Origin of the sequence: Chloracidobacterium sp. D, assembly GCF_018304685.1 — a bacterium.
Taxonomy (GTDB): Bacteria; Acidobacteriota; Blastocatellia; order Chloracidobacteriales; family Chloracidobacteriaceae; genus Chloracidobacterium; species Chloracidobacterium thermophilum.
Map to the genome: position 1 here is coordinate 1,538,372 of NZ_CP072634.1, position 18,977 is coordinate 1,557,348.

Annotated in this window: 14 protein-coding genes; 5 read left to right on the plus strand and 9 right to left on the minus strand. The window is 61.0% G+C overall.

Annotated features, from left to right (window positions below; all coding sequences use genetic code 11):
* Position 1: 1 nt before the first annotated feature.
* The 3 genes from J8C01_RS06415 to ruvX all read right to left on the minus strand — a co-directional run bounded on the left by J8C01_RS06415 (position 2) and on the right by ruvX (position 4,296).
* Entirely contained in the window at positions 2-667 is a 666-nt protein-coding gene (locus J8C01_RS06415) for an NfeD family protein (RefSeq protein ID WP_211431382.1), read from the minus strand.
* 155 nt (positions 668-822) lie between these two features.
* Positions 823-3,597 carry a DUF7948 domain-containing protein gene (locus J8C01_RS06420; protein ID WP_211431383.1) on the minus strand — a complete coding sequence of 925 codons (2,775 nt, stop codon included), beginning with the start codon at positions 3,595-3,597 and terminating at the stop codon, positions 823-825.
* 201 nt (positions 3,598-3,798) lie between these two features.
* Complete coding sequence (ruvX, locus tag J8C01_RS06425) at positions 3,799-4,296, minus strand: Holliday junction resolvase RuvX (protein ID WP_211431384.1); 498 nt, start codon at positions 4,294-4,296, stop codon at positions 3,799-3,801.
* 152 nt (positions 4,297-4,448) lie between these two features.
* Here ruvX and J8C01_RS06430 point away from each other — a divergent pair, with 152 nt between their 5' ends.
* On the plus strand, positions 4,449-4,799 hold the full coding sequence (locus tag J8C01_RS06430; protein WP_211431385.1) for a TraR/DksA family transcriptional regulator: 351 nt from the start codon (positions 4,449-4,451) through the stop codon (positions 4,797-4,799).
* 56 nt (positions 4,800-4,855) lie between these two features.
* Positions 4,856-5,557 carry a YggS family pyridoxal phosphate-dependent enzyme gene (locus tag J8C01_RS06435; protein WP_014099816.1) on the plus strand — a complete coding sequence of 234 codons (702 nt, stop codon included), beginning with the start codon at positions 4,856-4,858 and terminating at the stop codon, positions 5,555-5,557.
* A gap of 72 nt (positions 5,558-5,629) precedes the next feature.
* Here J8C01_RS06435 and J8C01_RS06440 read toward each other — a convergent pair whose 3' ends face one another.
* The 6 genes from J8C01_RS06440 to J8C01_RS06465 all read right to left on the minus strand — a co-directional run bounded on the left by J8C01_RS06440 (position 5,630) and on the right by J8C01_RS06465 (position 11,966).
* A complete protein-coding gene (locus tag J8C01_RS06440; protein WP_014099817.1) occupies positions 5,630-6,451 on the minus strand; it encodes a purine-nucleoside phosphorylase in 822 nt (273 codons plus the stop codon).
* A gap of 22 nt (positions 6,452-6,473) precedes the next feature.
* Complete coding sequence (thiO, locus tag J8C01_RS06445) at positions 6,474-7,628, minus strand: glycine oxidase ThiO (protein ID WP_014099818.1); 1,155 nt, start codon at positions 7,626-7,628, stop codon at positions 6,474-6,476.
* A gap of 9 nt (positions 7,629-7,637) precedes the next feature.
* A complete protein-coding gene (locus J8C01_RS06450; RefSeq protein WP_211431386.1) occupies positions 7,638-8,654 on the minus strand; it encodes a BMP family lipoprotein in 1,017 nt (338 codons plus the stop codon).
* A gap of 88 nt (positions 8,655-8,742) precedes the next feature.
* Positions 8,743-9,522, minus strand: coding sequence for an FAD-binding domain-containing protein (locus J8C01_RS06455; protein ID WP_211431387.1), 780 nt, complete (start codon positions 9,520-9,522; stop codon positions 8,743-8,745).
* Between the two features lie 87 nt (positions 9,523-9,609).
* Positions 9,610-10,890 (minus strand): S41 family peptidase, encoded by a 1,281-nt coding sequence (locus J8C01_RS06460; RefSeq protein ID WP_211431388.1) that lies wholly within the window; start codon positions 10,888-10,890, stop codon positions 9,610-9,612.
* A 95-nt stretch (positions 10,891-10,985) separates the two neighbouring features.
* Positions 10,986-11,966 carry a VWA domain-containing protein gene (locus tag J8C01_RS06465; protein WP_211431389.1) on the minus strand — a complete coding sequence of 327 codons (981 nt, stop codon included), beginning with the start codon at positions 11,964-11,966 and terminating at the stop codon, positions 10,986-10,988.
* 242 nt (positions 11,967-12,208) lie between these two features.
* Here J8C01_RS06465 and J8C01_RS06470 point away from each other — a divergent pair, with 242 nt between their 5' ends.
* From J8C01_RS06470 to J8C01_RS06480, 3 genes are all read left to right on the plus strand, one after another.
* Complete coding sequence (locus J8C01_RS06470; RefSeq protein ID WP_211431390.1) at positions 12,209-14,821, plus strand: SpoIIE family protein phosphatase; 2,613 nt, start codon at positions 12,209-12,211, stop codon at positions 14,819-14,821.
* Between the two features lie 334 nt (positions 14,822-15,155).
* Positions 15,156-17,438, plus strand: coding sequence for a response regulator (locus J8C01_RS06475; RefSeq protein ID WP_211431391.1), 2,283 nt, complete (start codon positions 15,156-15,158; stop codon positions 17,436-17,438).
* Positions 17,439-17,468: 30 nt separating this feature from the next.
* Positions 17,469-18,932: a response regulator gene (locus tag J8C01_RS06480; RefSeq protein ID WP_211431392.1), complete on the plus strand. Its 1,464-nt coding sequence runs from the start codon at positions 17,469-17,471 to the stop codon at positions 18,930-18,932.
* Positions 18,933-18,977 lie beyond the last annotated feature (45 nt).

Sequence of the window (18,977 nt, forward strand, 5' to 3'; positions counted from 1 at the left end):
TTCAGGTGGATGAAGTGGTTACGGAGTTGGAAGCCCGGTTGGAAGCCACCGGCACATCTGAAGCGGATGGGTGGGCACCAGTTTCCGGCAGGGGATCAAGCGCCTGCTCCGGCAAAACCCGAAGGGCCCCTTGGCTGGCATCAATCACAAAGACCCTGGTCCCGGTGGGAATAGCAGGGCCGTCGGTAATGGCTTCCAAGGTGGCCAGACGCCCCTGGACTTCAATCTGAATCTGCCCGGCGCCGCTGCCCTGAGCGGGGATCGTGAGATAGACCGTCCCAAACCGGCCAATGGCGTTAGCCGGTTGCAGCGTTCCGTCGGATTCCAGATGGCGGACCCGGCGCAGCAGCCACACGGCTGAAGTAAAGGTCATCACCCCGGCGCTGAGCGCCGTGACAAGCACCATCAGCGGCGACAGGCGGGTGAGTTGGAAGCAGATCACGCCACTCCAGCCCGTCACCATCAGTCCAACCAGGATCGCCTTGAGGCCGCCGCCAGCGCCGGAAGGGTCATCAGCACCAAAGATTGCCAAGTGGCCGTCCAGATGGCCGTCGAGACCATCGAGAAGCGTCCCGACGGTCAGCTTGAGCACCAGCAGCGTTGTTGAAAACAGCGCCAGGCCCCAGCAGAACATTTCCAGGGTTGAGCCAGAGAAAAGGCCGGACATGGCGATACTCCACTGTGAAAAGCCGGACTGGAAAAAACGTTAGGGACATAACAGTAGTAGTTCCACATCATCTCTGGCAAGCAACAAAACCGCCAGGGAGGGGACTCCCTGGCGGTCAGGCAGGTCAGACAACCGGCGGTTGCCGGAGACGGTCACTAGGGCGTCAGCCGCACCGAACCCAGATAGGCGTCCTTGCGGTCACTTGTGTTGTTGGCCCGGGTGTTCTGAAACACGTCGTAGGGCGCTGGTGGTGTGTCCGAGGTGGTGGGCAGGACATTGTTGGCATTGGTCGAGCCGGTGAAAAACAGCACGCCCTGATTTTCCGACGCTGGCGCCACCAGATAGGGTGCCACGCTCAGTACCCTCTGGATCGGCTGTGCGCCGGTGGCAAAGGTGCGCCCACCGACGTTGACCAGATTCTGAAGGGTTGCCGGCAGGTTTGAGCTATTTTCGTTGACGGCTGAAATCCGGGCGAGAAACCCACGGCTGACCGGCGTTGGCCCAGATGCCGGGTAAAGCAAATCGTTGGCAAAGTTGGGCAAGCCAGGCGTGTTACCCACCGGCGAAAAGGCTGTGGCGCCTTCGGAAACACCGCCGACATAGACTATCGAGTTGCCCGGCCCGGCCTGCTCACTGGTGGCCAGCGCGTAGGCTTCGTCATCCCCGTCGGTTCCAAGGTAGCCGAAATACTGTACGGTGCGCGCAGTGCCGTTGCCGTCCCAGCTTATCTGGGTGACAAAGGCATCAATCCCGCCCTTGTTGGCTGTCGATAGCTGTCCAGACGAGGGAACACCAAAACCGGTGGTGGTCGAATCAGTCAAGCCGGCAACGTGGACGACATACCGCCCCCCACTTACGTTGCGCCACCGGGTGCGAATCCCCATGCCCCAGTCGTCTCTTCTTCCACCAAGGTACATGGAAAAGTCCCGCATAGGCCCGGTGGCACCGGTAAACATCGCCACAAAGGCGTCGAAATTCCCACTTCGTGTTCCGCCACTGACGGTGCTGGTTATGGGGTTGCTACCCGAATCAATGAAGCTTGTCTCCGGGTCTGATCCCGTGATGCCGGTAACAGCTACCCGTTCACCACTGCTTGTGAAGTGAGAGATACCGGTGACGGCATCGTAGTTATTACCGCCAAAGTAGGTGATATACCGCCGCTGGGCAGCCGACGTGTTTAGCGCTGGGTGGAAACGCGCCAGAAAACCATCGGCATCACCGCCGCCATAGGTGCTGTCAAATGGGGAGCCGGAGGCGCTTCCAGTGGGCAGGTTGCCGTCAGTTTCTCCGCCCAAAACAAACTGAAATCTATTGGCTCCCTGTTCGGCCGCGCAGGCCCAGGCGAGGTCATTGCCGGAACCGCCAAGGTAAGTGCTGTAGGAAATGGGGTCAGTACTGATATTGTCGGCCCCCACGTCGAGGCAGAAGGGAAGCAGCATCGCAAAGGCATCCGTGAATCCCCCGCCAAAGGTGTATTGAAATGTCGTCATAGAGCTGTTCCCCAACCCTGACCGGCCGGTGGGGAAATCCGTGCTGGTGGTGTACCCGACGAGCACGGGTCCGGTTGCCGGACGAAAATACGTGTTATCAACTTCCTCCGTGAGATTCTGGCTAGCATTGATGCTGACGCCGGTGCACACATCATCGCCGCTTCCGCCGTAAATGACGACGGCCGCCAGACCGCGCTCGGCTCCACGGTCGTCGTAGGTGAAGTCCGGATCACTTCCGTTGGTGAAGTCATCCCACGGAGCAAAACGTCTCGTTGGGCCGACATCGGGAATGTTGGTCGGCACGGTCCCATCAGCGCGGAACTCGAATCGCGCCACGAAGATGTCCACATCCGGGACGGTGATCAGATTATTGGCGTTCGGGCCGGAACCTACCGGCACCGGAAACGATGTACTGTGGGTCGTGCCGGCAATGAACACCGGAATGGTGTTCACCAGCGATGGTGAGAAGACATCCGTTGACGTAGTGGCACCCCGGTTGTAGATGCGTCCGACGGCGACGCCGACGGCTTCCTCGTCCTGATCGCCGCCGAAGTACGTCGAGTAAAACGGCAGCACCGGGTCAATGACCAGCGCCAGATTCCGGTCATAGGCCCCGACCTCAAACGCCACGTCGTTGCCGGTCAGGGCGAAACGCCCCGGCACGATCCGGCGCTCCCCGGCAACTTCCTGGTAAAGCGTCGGCTTCTGCATCACCACCGTCTGCTGTCCGACCAGACACTGGAGATTGCCTTCCGAATCCAGGGCCAGCCGGTCCGCGCCCTCGAAATGCAGACGAATGGCGCTGGGATCGGCGCCGGGCGCCACCCGGAAGTCGTAGGTCAGCCGTTCATCTTTCGGGTAATAGACAAGGTCTATGCCGGGATAGACCTGATGATAGACCACCTCGCGGTAGAGCGGCACGCGGCTGCGCCACTGTGAGCGGTCGCCCTTGCAGTACGACAGTGCAATGGGACTGCGGGTTAGTCCTTCGGAAGCTGCCGGCGGCACGGGCCGGCCGGTTTCACGCTCAACCGGCTGCATCCGCAGCGCGCGGTACACCGGACGCGATGCCGGCAGAGTCTTCCAGCGCGGGTTTTTGGCCGCCTCGCCGGTCGGCCGCCATAGCGGCTCGCGTCCGACTTCGACGAGCATGCAGGCTTCGGCGCGGTCGGTCAGAAAAACCGATCCGCCAAACATCTTGTAACGCACCGGGCCAGCGTGCTGGCCCAGATTTTCCTCAAACAGCAGGCGTCCACTCCGGGACGGGGCCGCCGCCGGAGCGGAAGGTGCCACCGGCCCGGTTCGTTTCAGCACGGGCCGGGACGGACGGGGCGCATCGCGGTCGGCACGGGCGACCAACGGCACACAGGTGAAGGCAATGAGTGGGGCCGTCGCTGCGGCCAGCCACCGACGCAGGGGGGGGAAGCGTAGATGTTTCATAGTGTGTCACTGATGTCCTTCTGAAAATAGTGGGCTGCCACTGAATCACCTTTCGGCAGCAGTCCGGCGGGGCTTTGGAAGAGGTAATCGTTGGAGAACAGTTATGGTGGCACTTTATGCCTTCCCCTACGCCACGTCAAGTTCCAGTATTCAAAGAAGAAGCCGTCCAAAGGACAACAACCGGATGAATTTCCAGACTGGCTACCGGCGTGCCTGGGCGGCCAGGAAGTCTTCCAGCAGGATGGCAGCGGCAATGGCATCCTGCCGGGACTTCCACCGTTCCCGTGGAATCCCCTGCTCGCGCAGCCAGTCTTCAGCAGCCACGGAGGTGAGTCGCTCGTTCCAGGTGATGACCTCGACCGGCGTCGCCCGGCGCAGGGCTTCGACAAAAGCCAGAATCTGCGCCGTGGCCTGGTTGTCCGAGCCGTCCAGCCGGCGGGACAGCCCAACCACGCAGCGCACAACCTGTTCTTTCGTGATCAGCGCCGCCACGCGCGCCACGAGTGACTTTCGCGAGCCGGTCGGCCAGACGGCCAGTGGGCGTACGAGCAGCCCCAGTTCGTCACACACCGCCAGTCCGGTGCGCTTCCCGCCCCAGTCCACCGCCAGCGTTCTTTGTGAGGGCGGAAGCCCCAAGTCACGTTCTTCAGGCATACCAGAGGCGCCGACCGGGCCGGTCGGCAGGCTATCCGCAGGCATGGCGGGTCTCACCGGAAGACAGTCGGAAGCGGTTTTCGCTTCGGTGGCTGATTCTGACATAAATTGACACTCGCCGGCGGCCTCACTAGGCTTGCGCGTCCAAAAAAGCTTTCCCGAAAGCTTTGATTCCTGACACAAGGAGCAAACAGCCAATGGACGCGGACTTTCTGTCCCAGCAGCGGGAAAAACTTCTACAGAAGCGTCGTGAGCTGCAACTGGCGCTCAACCTGACGCCCCAGGATGAAAGCAGCGAGGAGGTCAAGGACCCGCTTGACGCCGCTGTAACCTATGCCAACCGTGAACTGGCCGCGCGCCAGGCGGAGCAGTATCGCCAACTTCTCCAGGATGTGGAAGACGCCCTCGAACGCATTGCCGACAGCACTTACGGCATCTGCCAGGGTTCGGGCGAAGAAATCCCGCGCAAACGCCTGGAGGCCATTCCCTGGGCGCGCTACACCGCCGCCTATCAGGAAAAAATCGAGCGCGGGCTGGTCAGTGAATAGGCCGTGTGCGTTGTTTCCGTGGTGCGCGTTGTTTCCGTGGATCGTTCGTCAACCCTATGAGCCACGAGGCTTCCCGGTCAACAATTGCTGAAAACATTGCCAGGGTTCGGGAACGCCTGGCTGATGCCTGCCGGCGGGCCGGGCGAAGCCCTGACCAGGTGACGCTCATCGCCGTCTCGAAAACCAAACCGCTGGACGCCATTGCCGCCGCTGCCGCCTGTGGACTTCACGACTTTGGGGAAAACCGCGTTCAGGAAGCCCTGACGAAAATCCCCCACGCGCCCCCGCAACTCCGCTGGCACCTCATCGGCCACCTGCAAAGCAACAAGGCCAAACCGGCCGTGGAGCACTTCCACCTCATTCACACTGTGGATTCACCGGCCCTGGCGCAACGGCTGGACCGGCTGGCACAGGAGCGACAGAAAACGCAGCCGGTGCTGCTTCAGGTCAAGCTCGGAGACGAGGCGACAAAATCCGGCGTCGCTCCGACGGCTTTGCCGGCGCTGTATGCCGCCGTCCGTGCTCTGCCCAACCTGCGGGTATGTGGATTGATGACCATTCCTCCGTTTTGCCCGGACCCGGAAGCCGTCCGTCCCTACTTTCGCCACCTGCGGGAACTGCGCGACGCTTTGCAAGCCGCATTCCCTTCCGATGACCTCCCGGAACTTTCCATGGGCATGAGCCACGACTTCGAGGTGGCCGTTGAGGAAGGAGCCACCCTCATCCGGGTTGGGACGGCCATTTTTGGCGACCGCTGAGTTTCCCTCCGTAGTTTCCCTGCCCCCGGCGGCTTTCTGCCCGGCAGCCCACACCGGAGAGCACCACACCGGTTACATCCGCCGGATAACAGCGTGCAGCAGTTGGGTGAAGTGGGCGGCAACCTGCTTGCCCACTTCAAGCACATCATCGTGATTGATGGGCCTTTCAAGGACACCGGCGGCCAGGTTCGTGATGCAGGAAATCCCCAGCACCCGCATTCCCATGTGCCGCGCCACGATGGTTTCGGGAACCGTGGACATGCCGACCGCGTGGGCGCCGAAAGCGCGAATCATCCGAATTTCGGCCGGTGTTTCGTAACTCGGCCCCAACAGGGCGGCATACACCCCGGACTTGAGCGGAATGCCCAGCCGCGCCGCCTCCTCGCGGGCTATGGCCCGATAGGACGGATCGTAGGCTTCGGTCATGTCCGGGAAGCGCGGCCCGAAACGTTCGTCATTCAGCCCCTGAAGCGGATTAGCCGCCATGAGGTTGATGTGGTCCTCGATGAGCATCAGGTCCCCCGGCGCCAGGCTGGGGTCAATGCCTCCGGCCGCATTGGTCAGGATAAGTTTTTCAATGCCGAGCAGTTTGGCTACACGCAGGTAAAATGTCGCCTGTTGGAGCGTATAGCCTTCGTAAAAATGAAACCGTCCCTGCATTGCGGCGACACACTTGCCATCGCTGTAACCGCATACCTGCCGCCCATAGTGGCCCACCACCGTCGAGGTCGGAAGGTGGGGAATCAGCCGGTAATCCACGTGGACGGGATGTTCGAGCGTGTCAGCAAAAGCTCCCAACCCGGAACCGAGCACAACCAGTATCTCGGGAACTTCCGGCAGCTTTGACTGAAGAAATTGGGCAGCTTCCAGGGCTTTTTCGTAGGTGTCTTTCATGTGTGGTTTTTCTCAGTCGAAGTCAGGCAGGTGGCGTGGCGTCCGAACATACCATAGCCGACGCAGAAAACCGTCTGGGTGAAAACGGTGCCATCTCACAGGGCGGTGGAAGCTGCTGTACGAGGCAGCGGATAATCTCGGCCGTGATGGGCGTGAGCAGGACGCCGTTGCGATAGTGCCCCGTCGCACACCACAGCCCGGCCAGCGCTGTCTCCCCGATGAGGGGCAGGTGGTCTATCGCCAGCGGACGCAATCCGGCCCAGGTTTCGATGAGTGACGCCGCTGCCAACGGCGGTGCCGTCGCCAGCGCCCCGGACAGCAGGGAACAGACGCCCCCGGCCGTGACGGCCTTTTCGTAGCCGACATCCTCGACCGTGGCACCAATGATGAGGCGCTGGTCACGCCGTGGCACGAGATATACCTGGGAAGTGCGGATGACATGCCGCAATCGAAGGGATACCGGCATCTGAAGCGCCACCATCTGCCCACGGATGGGACGTATCACCCGCGCCGGCAGCCCCAGCAGGTTTGCCGACATCTGGGCCGCCCAACTCCCGGCGGCATTGATGACGACCGGCGCGGACCAGCGTTCATCCCGTACTTCGACGCCCACCACACGCCCTTTCTCAAGGCACAGCGTCAGTCCATCGCTATGGCAGTGGATGGGAACCTGGGCCGCTGCCACAGCAGCAATGAGAGCCTGGGTCAAACGCCGGTTTTCCACCTGCCAGTCGTCCGGCAGGTAGAGCGCGCCGTGACTTCTGACCAGTGGTTCGAGATTCTGGACATCAGAGGGCGACAGCCATTCCGCGTGGCAGCCAGCCGCCGTCTGCCAGTCGAGTTTGGCGTGCAGGGCGGCCACATCCTCCGGCTGGGACGCGACCAGCAGGGTACCGGCCGGGCACAGCTCGATGTCAATCCGGGTTTCCTCCCAGAGGGCAGCGGCAAAGTCGGTGTAGAGGGAACGGCTTTTCAGGCACAGGTCAAACAACGGCCCCGGCGCATCAGCTTCCGCCTGGGGCGCCAGCATCCCGGCTGCGGCCCACGACGCTTCGCCGCCCGGACGGGCATTGCGTTCAAAAACCGTGACGCGCAGCCCGTCCCTGGCCAACGCACGGGCAATGGCCAGGCCAATGACCCCACCGCCAATCACAATGGCATCACAGGTCTGTGTCATGCGGGCTGGTTATTTCAGGTTGGCCATGTAATCCGTGACCTGGATTTCACCCCGGATGATCTTCTGCCGTGCGGCTTCAACCTCCCGCAGGGTGTCTTCGGAAACTAGGGGCCGGTTGTAGTCATCGAGAGCATACGCAATGCCCTCATTTTCCAGACCGTAGGCGTGGATACCGCCACGAAAGCGTTTTTCGAGGGTTTCCTTGATGATGGTGTAAACCGCCACATCCACGCGCTTGACCATGCTGGTCAGGATGAAGCCCGGTTTGACCCAGTTCTGGTTGGCATCCACGCCAATCGCCAGCTTGCGGTTTTCCTCGGCGGCGTCAAAAACTCCGATGCCGGAGTTGCCAGCCGCCTGAAAGACGACATCAGCGCCGGCTTCATACTGAGCCTTGGCCAGTTCCTTGCCCTTGCCCGGATTGTTCCAGGCCGCATCGGTAATGCCGACGAAATTCTTGAGAACGACGATGTTGGGGTTGACGTAGCGCGCCCCTTCCTCGTAGCCGGTGGCAAACTTGCGAATGAGGGGAATATCCATGCCGCCGACAAAGCCGATCTTGCCAGTACGGCTGGCGCGGGCTGCCATTATCCCGACAAGAAAACTGCCTTCGTGTTCCTTGAAGACCAGCGAGGCCACGTTGGGCAGGTCCACGACCGAATCCACGATGGCAAAGTGCAGGTTTGGGTATTCTTTGGCCACCGTTGCCAACACAGGACCCTGCGCAAAGCCAATTCCGATGATGAGGTCATAGCCCCGCTCGGCAAAGGCACGCATGCAGGGTTCAAGATTGTTCGGTTCACCCGGCTCGGCATGGCGCAGCACAATCGGCAGTTCCTGTTTGGCGCGCTTGGCCCCTTCCCAGGCGGCGGCATTGAAGGACTTGTCATCCTTGCCGCCAATGTCAAAGACCAGTCCCACGCGCAGTTTTCCTTCTTCATCGCGGGGGACATGCCCACAGCCCAGGGCGGCCCCCCACACCAGGGCTATCAGGAGCAGAACGCTCCATCGCACACGTTGCATCATGACCTCATCAGGACGACGTTACCAGATGGCCGGCTCTTCACCAGATGGCCGGCTCTTCACGGCAGCGTCAGGACAGCGCACCCCACGCTCACCGTTCAAAGAGCATGTCTGCCAGTTCATCATAGGTTCGGTTGAAGGGACAATCGGCAGTGCACTTCCGGCACCACACCCCGTCGGTGTACTTCTCGATGTTCTGGCGGTTGAAGTAGTAGGGCTTGCTGGCGAAGGTCGAGGCCACCCACTGCCAGGACAGGGCGTTCGGGGGTGGATTGCCGTCCAGCAGATGCGCAAAAAAGAGCCGCTCTCCAACGCTCCAGTGCACCTTCCGGTGGTGAATCAGATAGGCTGCAAACCACATCCGTGCGTGATTGTGCAGATAGCCGGTCGTGTATAACTCGCGCAGGGTTTCATCCATGCAGACCAGCCCGGTTGCAGCGCGCGCCACATCCTCCGGCAGGGTCATTTCCCAGACCGGCGGTGAGAATTTGTAGTCCTCGATGTCAGCGTAAATGCCATCGCCCAGCGCGGCATAGACTTCCTGCCAGAACTGATGCCAGGCCAGTTCAAAGACGAATTTGTAAATGCTTTCACCGGAACGTCCAAAGCGGGCAAAGATGGCGTCGCGCACTTCCCGCAGGGTCAGGACGCCGTGGCGAATGTAGGGCGACAGCCGCGAAACATGTCCGCGGGTCACATGATTGCGTGAGGCATAGCGCCGGGCGTCAAAGGCGGCGAGCTGGCGTTCCGCCGCCGTGCGTCCGCCTTCGATAGGTGAAATGGTCGGTTCGCCGATGTAGCAACCGTCCAAGGCCGCGGCAAGGTACGTCCGCATGGCCTCCCGCGAACGCCGCGTGGTGTCGAGCTTCATCGTGCCACCCCTGCCCGTCTTTCCCGGTCATCCGGCTGGCAACCATCCGGCTGCCAACCGGAGGCGCGCCGGGGATGGTTCCCACTGCTATGCGGCTTTCGGAAGCGCAACCGTGGGACGTGCCGGCTGGCGGGCCTGTTTGGATTCGCCTTTGAGCACTTCCAGAGCGCGTTTGAGGATGACATCCTCACTGGGCGGCGTGACCTTTTTGGTGTCCTCCGGCAGGTCGGTCGGGGCCGGGGCCTCAGTGTCCACGTCCGGCACAGACGGCTCGATGGTGGCTACCTTCACCTCAACGGAAGGCTTGACCGGCTCTTCCATAAACGACTTTCCGGTGGCCGGAGCGTAGCGCTGGGTGGTCAACAGCAGGGCCGAACCATCGCGCAGGGGGAACAAGGCCTGTTCCGACCCCGCACCAAAGGTTTTCTCGCCAACGATTTCCCCGCGCTGATGGTCCCGGATGGCCGCTGCCACCAGCTCGGCCGGGCCGGCCGTGGAACGGTCGGTCAGCACGACAAGTTTCCCCTCAAAGGTCACAGCGCCGGGCTTGGCAACCAACGTTGTGACCGTATTGCCAGCACCGATGGTTCGCGCTACGACACCCGACGGAACAAAGACACTCGCCAGGGCAACGGCTTCGGACAGTTCGCCATGCGCCGACTCCCGCAGGTCAAGAATAAGTTTCTGCGCCCCGCGCTGTTGCAGTTGGCGCACCGCCGTCATGACCTGTTCTGCCTTGCCACGCCCAAGCAGCCCAACCTTGATATAGCCGGTGTCGGGGGCCTCCAGGCGCGATGTCACCGGAGACTGAAAAGCGCCGGGTTTCAGGGTCAGTTTCTCACCCTTGGTACGTCCGGAACGCAGCACCGTAATCTCGATAGAACCCCCTTCTGCCACTCCCGTCAGCATTTCCATGATTTCATAGAGGCTCACATCGCGCGTCGCCACGGTGTTGACATACTCGATGATGTCGCCGGTTTTGACCCCGGCCTGGGCAGCCGGTGAGCCGGGGACAACGGCCAGGACGTAGCCAAAGCCAGCGTACTTGGAGACGACCATCCCGAAGGGCACGGCCGTCATGGTTGTCGGTTTGAAACGCTGCACCTGCTCCGGCAACAGGTAGGCGCAATAGGGGTCAAGCCCCTCGGCGAGACCACGCAGGGCACCGATGCGCACCTTGCCCATGTCCGGCTCGTCCACGTAATCGTTGGCAATGTGCTTGACAACTTCATTGAAGATTTTGAGCTGGACGTAGGGATTTCCCTTTGCGACCGCACTGGTGCGCCGGGCCAGCAAACCACCAATGACGGCATACAGGGCAAGCGCCGTGGAGAGAGCAACGAGGACGAGTTTGGCTTTGAACGACATTGGGCAGGCCTCAGCAGGATTGGGCGGATAGAAGGCAACACGGAGCCAGTCCGCAACCGGCGACCGGCGTACATAATAACCACAACACGGCAGACTTATTCCGTGGCAAAGGTCGCATAATACCCCTCGCGGGCATTGACCGTCAGGTTCGGCAGCCCCTTGGGCGGGTTGAGCTTGACCTTGAGCTTGCGCCACCGCTGTTTCTCGTTGGGTTTGAGTCCGACCGGAAGCGTCGCCAGGTTGGTTGGCGTGTAGCCAATCCCGTACTGATGGCGCAGCTCGATCGCAATGCGGGTGATGATTTCCTGTAACTCCATCTGGCTGTTGGGGAAAAAGGCCCGTCCGCCGGTCAGGCGCGTGATTTCGTCGAGAATGGCCCGCCCCTGCAGGTCAAGAGAGGTGTCGTTGAAGGCTGTGGCAATCCCGATGGCATAAATCTGAACATCGGCTTCGCGTACCAGTTGGCGCACCTCACGGAACGTATAGCGGCTGCTGTTGTCCTGCCCGTCGCTGATGATGAGCAGCGCCCGACGGCCATGGCGGCCTTCCTTGAGTTTTTCGACTCCGATATACACGGCATCATAGAGTGCCGTCTGCCCCTTGGCTTCAGCCAGCATGACCGCGCCGCTGATGCGTTCGGGATTAGGCGTGTAGTCCACGAGCAGCCGGGCCTGGTGATTGAAACCAACGAGAAAGAACTCGTCTTCCTCATGACAAGCATCCAGAAACTTGCGCAGGGCGATGTTGGAACGGTTGAGCCGCCCGCGCATGCTGCCTGACATGTCGAAGACAATGCCGATAGAAACCGGCGCATCCTCGTCACTGAAGAACTCGATGGTCTGCTTGACGTTATCTTCGTACACCTCAAAGTGCTCGGCGTCGAGTCCGGTCACGAAGCGTCCCTGCGGGTCGGTGACACTGACGTTGAGCGTCACAAGGTTGGTCGTGGTTTTGACAACTGGCGGCTCGTCCGGGCGCGGGGCTGCCGGCTGCTGGGCGCGACCTTCCAGCCCGCTGAAAAACCCGAACAGAATGAGCAAAAGGGCGTAAGTGATGACGAACAACCGGCTTCGCATAAGCGCCGAACCTCTTCCAGATGCAAGGGCCATCACCGGGAGCGTTCCCGCCGGGGCGACCGACCTGCCGCCGACATCGCCTTGGCGTTTGGCAGGGAATCTCATTGTAAGATTGTACGCAAGCAACGCGCAAGAAAGACGAACTGCTCCACTCACTGCCAGCATAGCCATCCACCAGGCTCCAGTGATGCCAAGGCATCCCTGACACCCTTGGCTGTGGCCGCTCACAACACCTTTTTGCCATGGCTCACCGTACGCTTTCGTTACTTTCCCTGTGGTTGTTGACCGCCTTGGTTGGCTTCTACGTCGTGGTGCGCCTTGCTTCCGGCGTGACCGAATTGCGCAGTTGGTCAGCCGGCCTGGTTCTGGAGGAAACCCAACCCGTCGTGCGCTTTGTCGAGGAGGGAAGCGCTGCGCAGCAGGCCGGACTTGAACCCGGCGACGAAATCTTTCAGCCGGACGGCCGTCCCCTGAAAGCCTTCAGCGACTACGCCTGTTTGCGGCGGATGGCCGAACAAACCAAAGTCCTTCCCCTGCTTGTCAAAAAACGTGACGGCCAGTTTTACCGCGTCGAGGTCAGGCTTCTTCCCCCAACGGGCAGTTGGTTTTCGCTGGAGTTTTTCTTTGCCATCGAGACAGCGCTCATCGTCCTATTGTGCGCCGGCGTCGGTCTGGCCGTGTGCTGGCTGCGCTGGGAAGACGCCACGGCCCGGTTCGGGGGGCTTTTCTTCATCTCCCTCAGCACCCTGTTTGGCAGTGCCCAGTCGGCACTCCTGCCGCCGTGGGTCTCCATTCCGGCCGGACTTTTGCAGACCATCGGGAGCAGCGCCGCTGGCTACCTCTGCCTGTGCTTTTTCCTGGAATTTCCCACCCCCACCCGGCTTAGCCAGCCGGCGCGCTGGCTGAAGCAGGGCTACGGATGGGTGACGCTGTTCCTCGGTCTGCTGAGTGTCACAAACTTCACTGTGCGGCTCGCTTCCTTTGAAGCCACGCACTGGCTTCACACGGTGCCGCTCGTCAACGAACTCCTGTCGGCCCGGATCATCACGCTGTGGATTGGGTTGGCGTCGCCATTCGGGCTGTACTTCGACCGCCGCCGGACCCAGACGCCGGAGCAGGCCCGCCGCCTGAAGGTGTTTACTGTTGGCTCGGCCGTGGGCGTCATTCCGGTGCTCCTGCTGATCCTGGCGACCTACACCTTCAAGCTCAACGCGGAAGACTACCCGTGGCTCTATGTCCTGCCGATTGCCCTGTTCCCGCTGTTTCCCCTCTCCTTTGCCTATGTCGTCGTCAGGCACCGGGTGCTCGGCGTCCAGCAGATTCTGCGCAGTGGCGTGCGGTATCTGTTCGTTTCGCGTGGGGTCATCGTTCTCGAATGCCTGGTGTTTTACTTCCTCGCACGCTACGTGGTGTTTCCCCTCGTGCTCTGGGGGCACCGACTGGTCGGACAGCAGCCAACATTTTTCAGCCTCAGCCTCTGGATGGTGGCCACCGGAGGCACGTTCCTCGGACTGGCTCTCTCCATCAACCCGCACTTACAGAAGACCATCGATCGGCGCTTCTTCCGTGAAGCCTACCAGGTCCAGCAGGTGCTCAGTGACCTGGCGGCCTCAGTCCGGCAGGCAACGAACATCGAAGAGATGCTCCGGCGCGTGGCGGCCACAGTGGATGCCGCCCTGCACGTCAAAACCATTGGTTTTTTGCTGCACCCCAGCCTGCTTGGGAGTCCAGCCGAAACCATCACCAATGGTACTCCCCCGATGTTGCGTGGCTTTGCCTGTCGCTTTGGCCTCAACACCTCCGGGATTGTTGAGTCGGAGTTGTCCTTTCCCCTGACTTCACCGCTGATTGCCAGACTGCGCCGTGAACCGGAACCGTTTGACCTCGAACCGGAATCCACGGACGGTATTCCCTATGGAAAACATCCGACGCTGCGCCGTCTGGACTCGCACCTGCTCATCCCTTTGGTCTCCGGCGACAACCTGCTGGGGGTGTTCAGTCTGGGGCCGAAGCTCTCCGGTGAACCCTACACCAGCGAAGACAAGGCGCTGCTGATGGCCGTGGCTGAGTCGGTGGCGCTGCGGCTGGACAACGCCCAACTCGTCCGGCGGCTGACCGCCGAAGCGACCCTGCGCCGCGAACTGGAAATTGCGCGCGAGATGCAGCAGCGGCTGCTCCCTTCAGCGCCACCCAGGTTGCCTGGACTGGACGTGGTTGGGGTTTCCTTTCCGGCCAACGACGTTGGCGGGGATTACTATGACTTCCTGCGGCTTGATATGTACCGTCTGGCCGTGGCTATTGGGGATGTCGCCGGGCATGGGATTTCATCCGGGTTGCTTATGGCGCTGGCCAAAGGTGGGTTGCACAACCAGGTTCGCAGCGACACCGACCCTTCAGCCGTGATGGCGGCCATGAACCAACTCATTGCCGTTTCGGGCAGCCGGCGGGACCTCATGACCTTGACGTATTGCGTCATTGACACGGCAACCCAAACCATCGCCATGGCGAATGCCGGGCACCCGCCAGCCTATCACTACCACGCGGACACGGGTCTCGTGGAAGCCCTTGAACACGGTGCGTATCCGCTTGGTGTCCGTCGCAACAGCCACTACCCGACGCGGTGCGTGACCTACCGCCCCGGCGACACGGTCGTCTTCTACACGGATGGACTGATTGAGGCGCGCAATGCCGCCGGCGAAGTTTTTGGCTTTGAACGTCTGGAAACTCTTCTGGCCCAATACGGCAACTGTTCTGCCGCAGAACTGCAAACGACGCTCCTGAACGCACTACGCACATTTCTGGGTGAACTGACCGCTGAAGACGACGTTACGCTGGTCATCATCCACTTCACCTGAAACCAGCCAGGGACGGTGCAGTTGGCCGGTGTTGCCGGAAGCCACACCTTCCCCGGTGATGGCATCCCGGTGTGGCACCGGGCCGTCCCCCAGGCCTGTGACCGGGCCGGCGACTCACTCAGTAGTACGTTGCTTCAATGGCCAACCTGTCCTAGACTGCAAACACTTTCGAGCTGCTTCAAGTGCGGATGACACCAGTCAGATGCTCCCGCAGCCCCGGAAAACCTGATGCCTGGCCGTCACAGCATCGCAGGGTTGCTGGCTTGGACTTGTCACCCCTTATCCGTCAGGCAGACCCACTGCACTGACCGTTCCGGTGGAGCCGTGAGTAACTATGGAACTTTTCAAGAATGTTCGGAAACAGGTTGCCAGCCAGCTCGACCAGATGAAACTTGCTCGGGAAATCGAGCAACTCTCCAATGCTGTCCGCGAAAATCCCAACAATGTTGATGCCCTGAAGCGGTTGGCCGAAGCATATCAGGAAAGTGGCAACCTCGAAGCCGCGGTGAGTCACTTCCTGCGCCTGGCGGATGCCTACCGGAGCAGCAAACAGTACGAACTGGCGCTGGTCTTCTACCGCAAGGTGGAGCGGATGGTTGAGCCTTCCCAGCGCGCCACCATTCTCAAGAACATCGTCAACATTTACTTCGAGACACGGCAGTTTGACCGGGCTTACGAGTATTCCCGGCAGGTCATCGGACTCTACCTTGCCGAGCAGCAATCCGAAGCCGCTATGGGCTTTCTCAAAATGCTGCCGGGTTTTGGGGAAAAAGACGCCGATTACCGCAAAGAGCTGCGCGAAATGATTCAGGAGCGCAGCGAGAAATGGATGCAGGGGGCCAAAGCCACCTGGGTGACGGAGGCGAATGCAAGCCGGCTCCAGAACAAGGACCCAGAAGACTTCTCCGATCGCCTCGTCGTCCTGGTGGACGACGAACCCCACGTGCTGATGATCCTTGAAAAGATCATCAAGCCTCTCGGCTGCCAAATCATGACGGCCAACAACGGGCTGGAGGCACTCAATATCATCAAGCAACACCCGCCGGCGCTGGTCATCTCCGACCTGATGATGCCCAAGATGGATGGCAGCCAGCTTTTTGCGGCGCTGCAGGACGACCCGAACCTGGCCAAGATTCCCTTTGTCTGCCTTTCGTCGCGGGCCCAGGAGGACGAAAAGGTTTCGGCACTTGAACTCGGCGTTGAGGACTACTGGGCCAAACCGTTCAGCGTCAAGGAAATCCCGCTCAAGGTCAAACGGATTCTCAAGCGCCAGCCAGCGGCAGTCCGCATCGGGGGGCAACTGTCACACACCAGCGTCACCGACATCCTCAACCAGATGGAGCGGGAACGAAAGGAAGGTGTTGTCAAGATTGTCACGCCCAAGCAGGAAACGGGGATGATCTACTTCAAGGACGGCACGGCGCTGGATGCCGAAGCCGGCTCGTTTCAGGGGATGGCTGCCATCATTCACATGATGCAGTGGTCAGAGGGCAGCTACGCCTTTACGCAACAGCCGGTCAACCGCCCAAATGTCATCAACATGCGGGCTTCGGAGCTGATTCTGGAAGCCCTGCACCGCTACGATGAGGAGCAAAGCCTGCTGGCGTCGCTGCCCCCGTCCCACACACTCGCCAACCTGCCACCGGGCTTCGACATTTCCTGGCTGGCGGGCTTTCCCCAGGAAAAAGTGCGTCAGGTGCTGGCGCTGATTGACGGCAGGCGCACGGTCGGACAGTGTATCGAGCAGGCCCACCACGACATTGACATTCTGCGCATACTGGTGGCGCTCTGGGCGCCACGGGAAGCCACCCCGGCCGAGCTGCCCCCGCTCAGCCCGGCAGCACTGCCCACGGCAACTTCCCTGCCGGTGTATCCGCCGCCTGGACCGGCCCTGTACCCGCCCAACCAGCCTTACCCCGGTGGCAGCGGGTATCTCTCTCCCACCAGCCAAACACTGCCGCAAGCTTCCTACGGCTCACCATCACCCCAGGCGCCACCGGCCTATTATCCACCAGCGCCACCAACCTATCCCGCACAGCCGGCGCCGCCCTCTCAACCGACCTACCCACCGGCCGGCTACGGTCAAACCGGTTACGGGCAGACCGGTTATGGGCAGGCTGGCTACGGACAGATGGGTTACGGACAGGGTGGGCACACACCGCCACCACCATCCCCGTATGCCCCTCCCTCTTACACCCCTCCACCAAGCTATGGTGCGCCCTCACTTCAGCCGCCTCAGCAGCCCACGGTACCTTCGGTGATGCCAACCGGGCCGTTGCCACCAGCCTACGATCCGGGGCCATTGTCGCCGCCACCGGCCTACACTGGGCCGCTGCCACCGCCCACTCAGTCCCCGCCACCGTCTGTTCCGGGAGAGTTTCGGGTTACGTTTGCCGATCCGGCAGCCGAAGAAGCCCTGGCCAAGCAGCTCTATGAGGCGGTCGTTGCGGCCAAACGCCAGTGTGGTGAATCACTTCAGGATTTCACCTTTGCGCGGTTTCACCAAATTTTGTGCGACCAGGCAGCGAAAATCAAAAATCAACTGAAGTGTACCCACATTTCATTTTCCGTCTCGGTTGACAACGGGCGCGTCAAGTTCATTGCCAAGGGACTTTGATGGCATCATGAGACAACCGCACGTCCCAGAATGAGCCGCCGAATTCTGATTGCTGACGATCACGTTCCAACCCGCCGTGACCTGCAAGCCTTTTTGCAGCAACAGGGGTTTGAGGTGCTGGCGGTTGGCAATGGAGATTTGGCTGCGCGCCGGGCCGGGGAAATGCATCCCGACCTGGTCATCCTGGACGTGCTGATGCCCGGAAAAACCGGCTATGAAGCCTGCCGGCATATCAAGCAGGTGCTCAAGCTGGAACTTCCGGTGCTGATGATTCACCACGACGTTGAACCGTTTGACCGGAACGAGGCGGCGCGCGTCGGTGCCGACGAAACCTTGGTCAAGCCCCTTGACCCGTTTGCGCTGCTCGAAACCATCCACGCACTCTGGCGCAAGTATGGACGCCCGCTTATGGGCACAGAACCGGCAGAGCTTGTCGAAGAAGTCCAGGAAGAGGACGTGGAGGCGGTTTTTGGCGGAGGGGTAGTCGCGCCGCCGCCGGACAATGCTCCGTCCAGCGACCAAGAAGCCGCGACTACTGCGGACGACACCCCCCTCGCACCATTGCCAGAGCCTTCTCAGTCCGCTCAGGCGGCAGCGGACACACCAGAGGCTGCCCACTCCCTGGATTCAGCCAGCGTTTCCAGCGCCACGGAGCAACCAGCAGCAGTCCCTTCTGCACCTTCAGAAACAGGTACAGAGCCGCCAGTACCACTCCCGGAAGTGTCACCGACAGCGGTGGACGCCCCGGCAACGACACTCCGCACGCCCACGATGGAACTGCCCGACCCCTACTCCGTCGTTGCGAGTGGTGATTATGCGACGTATTTCAGTGAAGAATCCTCCAATAACCACACAGCGCATACCGTTCCAGAGGCAGACCAGGACACAGCCGGGGATACCATTGCCCATCCCCCGGCTCCAGATATATCCGCTGTGGATACCTCCGCCTCTACACCACCGGCTGAAGCTGAAACCATTATCAAGCAGGATATTCCGTTCACCGATCCCTATCCTTCCCGAAACATCTTCGCTCCCATCCCAACGCAAACGACCTCGGACATCAGCTTCACCGTGCCGGAACGCATCACTTCTGAACTGCCACCCCCCGACCCTTCGGCAGGGCTGAGCATTCATTTCGACTCCCGCAATGCAGCCGTCCATATCGGCGGACTCTACGAAGTGACGGAAGTTGAACTGCCGGAACATCCCACCCAGGAACTCACGCCAGTTCCCACAACTGTGGCATCCCCTTCGGAAACCCTTGATGAAGCTGATGTCTCCGGTGATCTCCTGCCGCTGGAAGCACTACCGGCGGAAGAGGTGGCACGGCTTCAGGAAACTGGAACGGATATTCTGGCCAGTGCGGTTATCGTGGCAGTGACGCCGCCGCCAACTGAAAACGCCTCAGAAGTTCAGACGGTCGTATGTCCGCACTGTGGTGGGCAGGCCTTGGAAAGTGACATCATCTGTCCACACTGCGGTGAAATGCTGTAGGCGCGCGTGACTGACAACGCGCCCCACCGGCCCAACAAGCGGAAG

Bases quoted from the DNA above. Each gene is read 5' to 3' on its own strand.
- J8C01_RS06460 (WP_211431388.1), bottom strand. From the start codon at position 10,890: ATGTCGTTCAAAGCCAAACTCGTCCTCGTTGCTCTCTCCACGGCGCTT.
- J8C01_RS06480 (WP_211431392.1), top strand. From the start codon at position 17,469: ATGAGCCGCCGAATTCTGATTGCTGACGATCACGTTCCAACCCGCCGT.
- J8C01_RS06465 (WP_211431389.1), bottom strand. From the start codon at position 11,966: ATGCGAAGCCGGTTGTTCGTCATCACTTACGCCCTTTTGCTCATTCTG.
- J8C01_RS06430 (WP_211431385.1), top strand. From the start codon at position 4,449: ATGGACGCGGACTTTCTGTCCCAGCAGCGGGAAAAACTTCTACAGAAG.
- ruvX (WP_211431384.1), bottom strand. From the start codon at position 4,296: ATGCCTGCGGATAGCCTGCCGACCGGCCCGGTCGGCGCCTCTGGTATG.
- J8C01_RS06440 (WP_014099817.1), bottom strand. From the start codon at position 6,451: ATGAAAGACACCTACGAAAAAGCCCTGGAAGCTGCCCAATTTCTTCAG.
- J8C01_RS06450 (WP_211431386.1), bottom strand. From the start codon at position 8,654: ATGATGCAACGTGTGCGATGGAGCGTTCTGCTCCTGATAGCCCTGGTG.
- J8C01_RS06420 (WP_211431383.1), bottom strand. From the start codon at position 3,597: ATGAAACATCTACGCTTCCCCCCCCTGCGTCGGTGGCTGGCCGCAGCG.
- J8C01_RS06455 (WP_211431387.1), bottom strand. From the start codon at position 9,522: ATGAAGCTCGACACCACGCGGCGTTCGCGGGAGGCCATGCGGACGTAC.
- J8C01_RS06415 (WP_211431382.1), bottom strand. From the start codon at position 667: ATGTCCGGCCTTTTCTCTGGCTCAACCCTGGAAATGTTCTGCTGGGGC.
- J8C01_RS06435 (WP_014099816.1), top strand. From the start codon at position 4,856: ATGAGCCACGAGGCTTCCCGGTCAACAATTGCTGAAAACATTGCCAGG.
- J8C01_RS06470 (WP_211431390.1), top strand. From the start codon at position 12,209: ATGGCTCACCGTACGCTTTCGTTACTTTCCCTGTGGTTGTTGACCGCC.
- thiO (WP_014099818.1), bottom strand. From the start codon at position 7,628: ATGACACAGACCTGTGATGCCATTGTGATTGGCGGTGGGGTCATTGGC.
- J8C01_RS06475 (WP_211431391.1), top strand. From the start codon at position 15,156: ATGGAACTTTTCAAGAATGTTCGGAAACAGGTTGCCAGCCAGCTCGAC.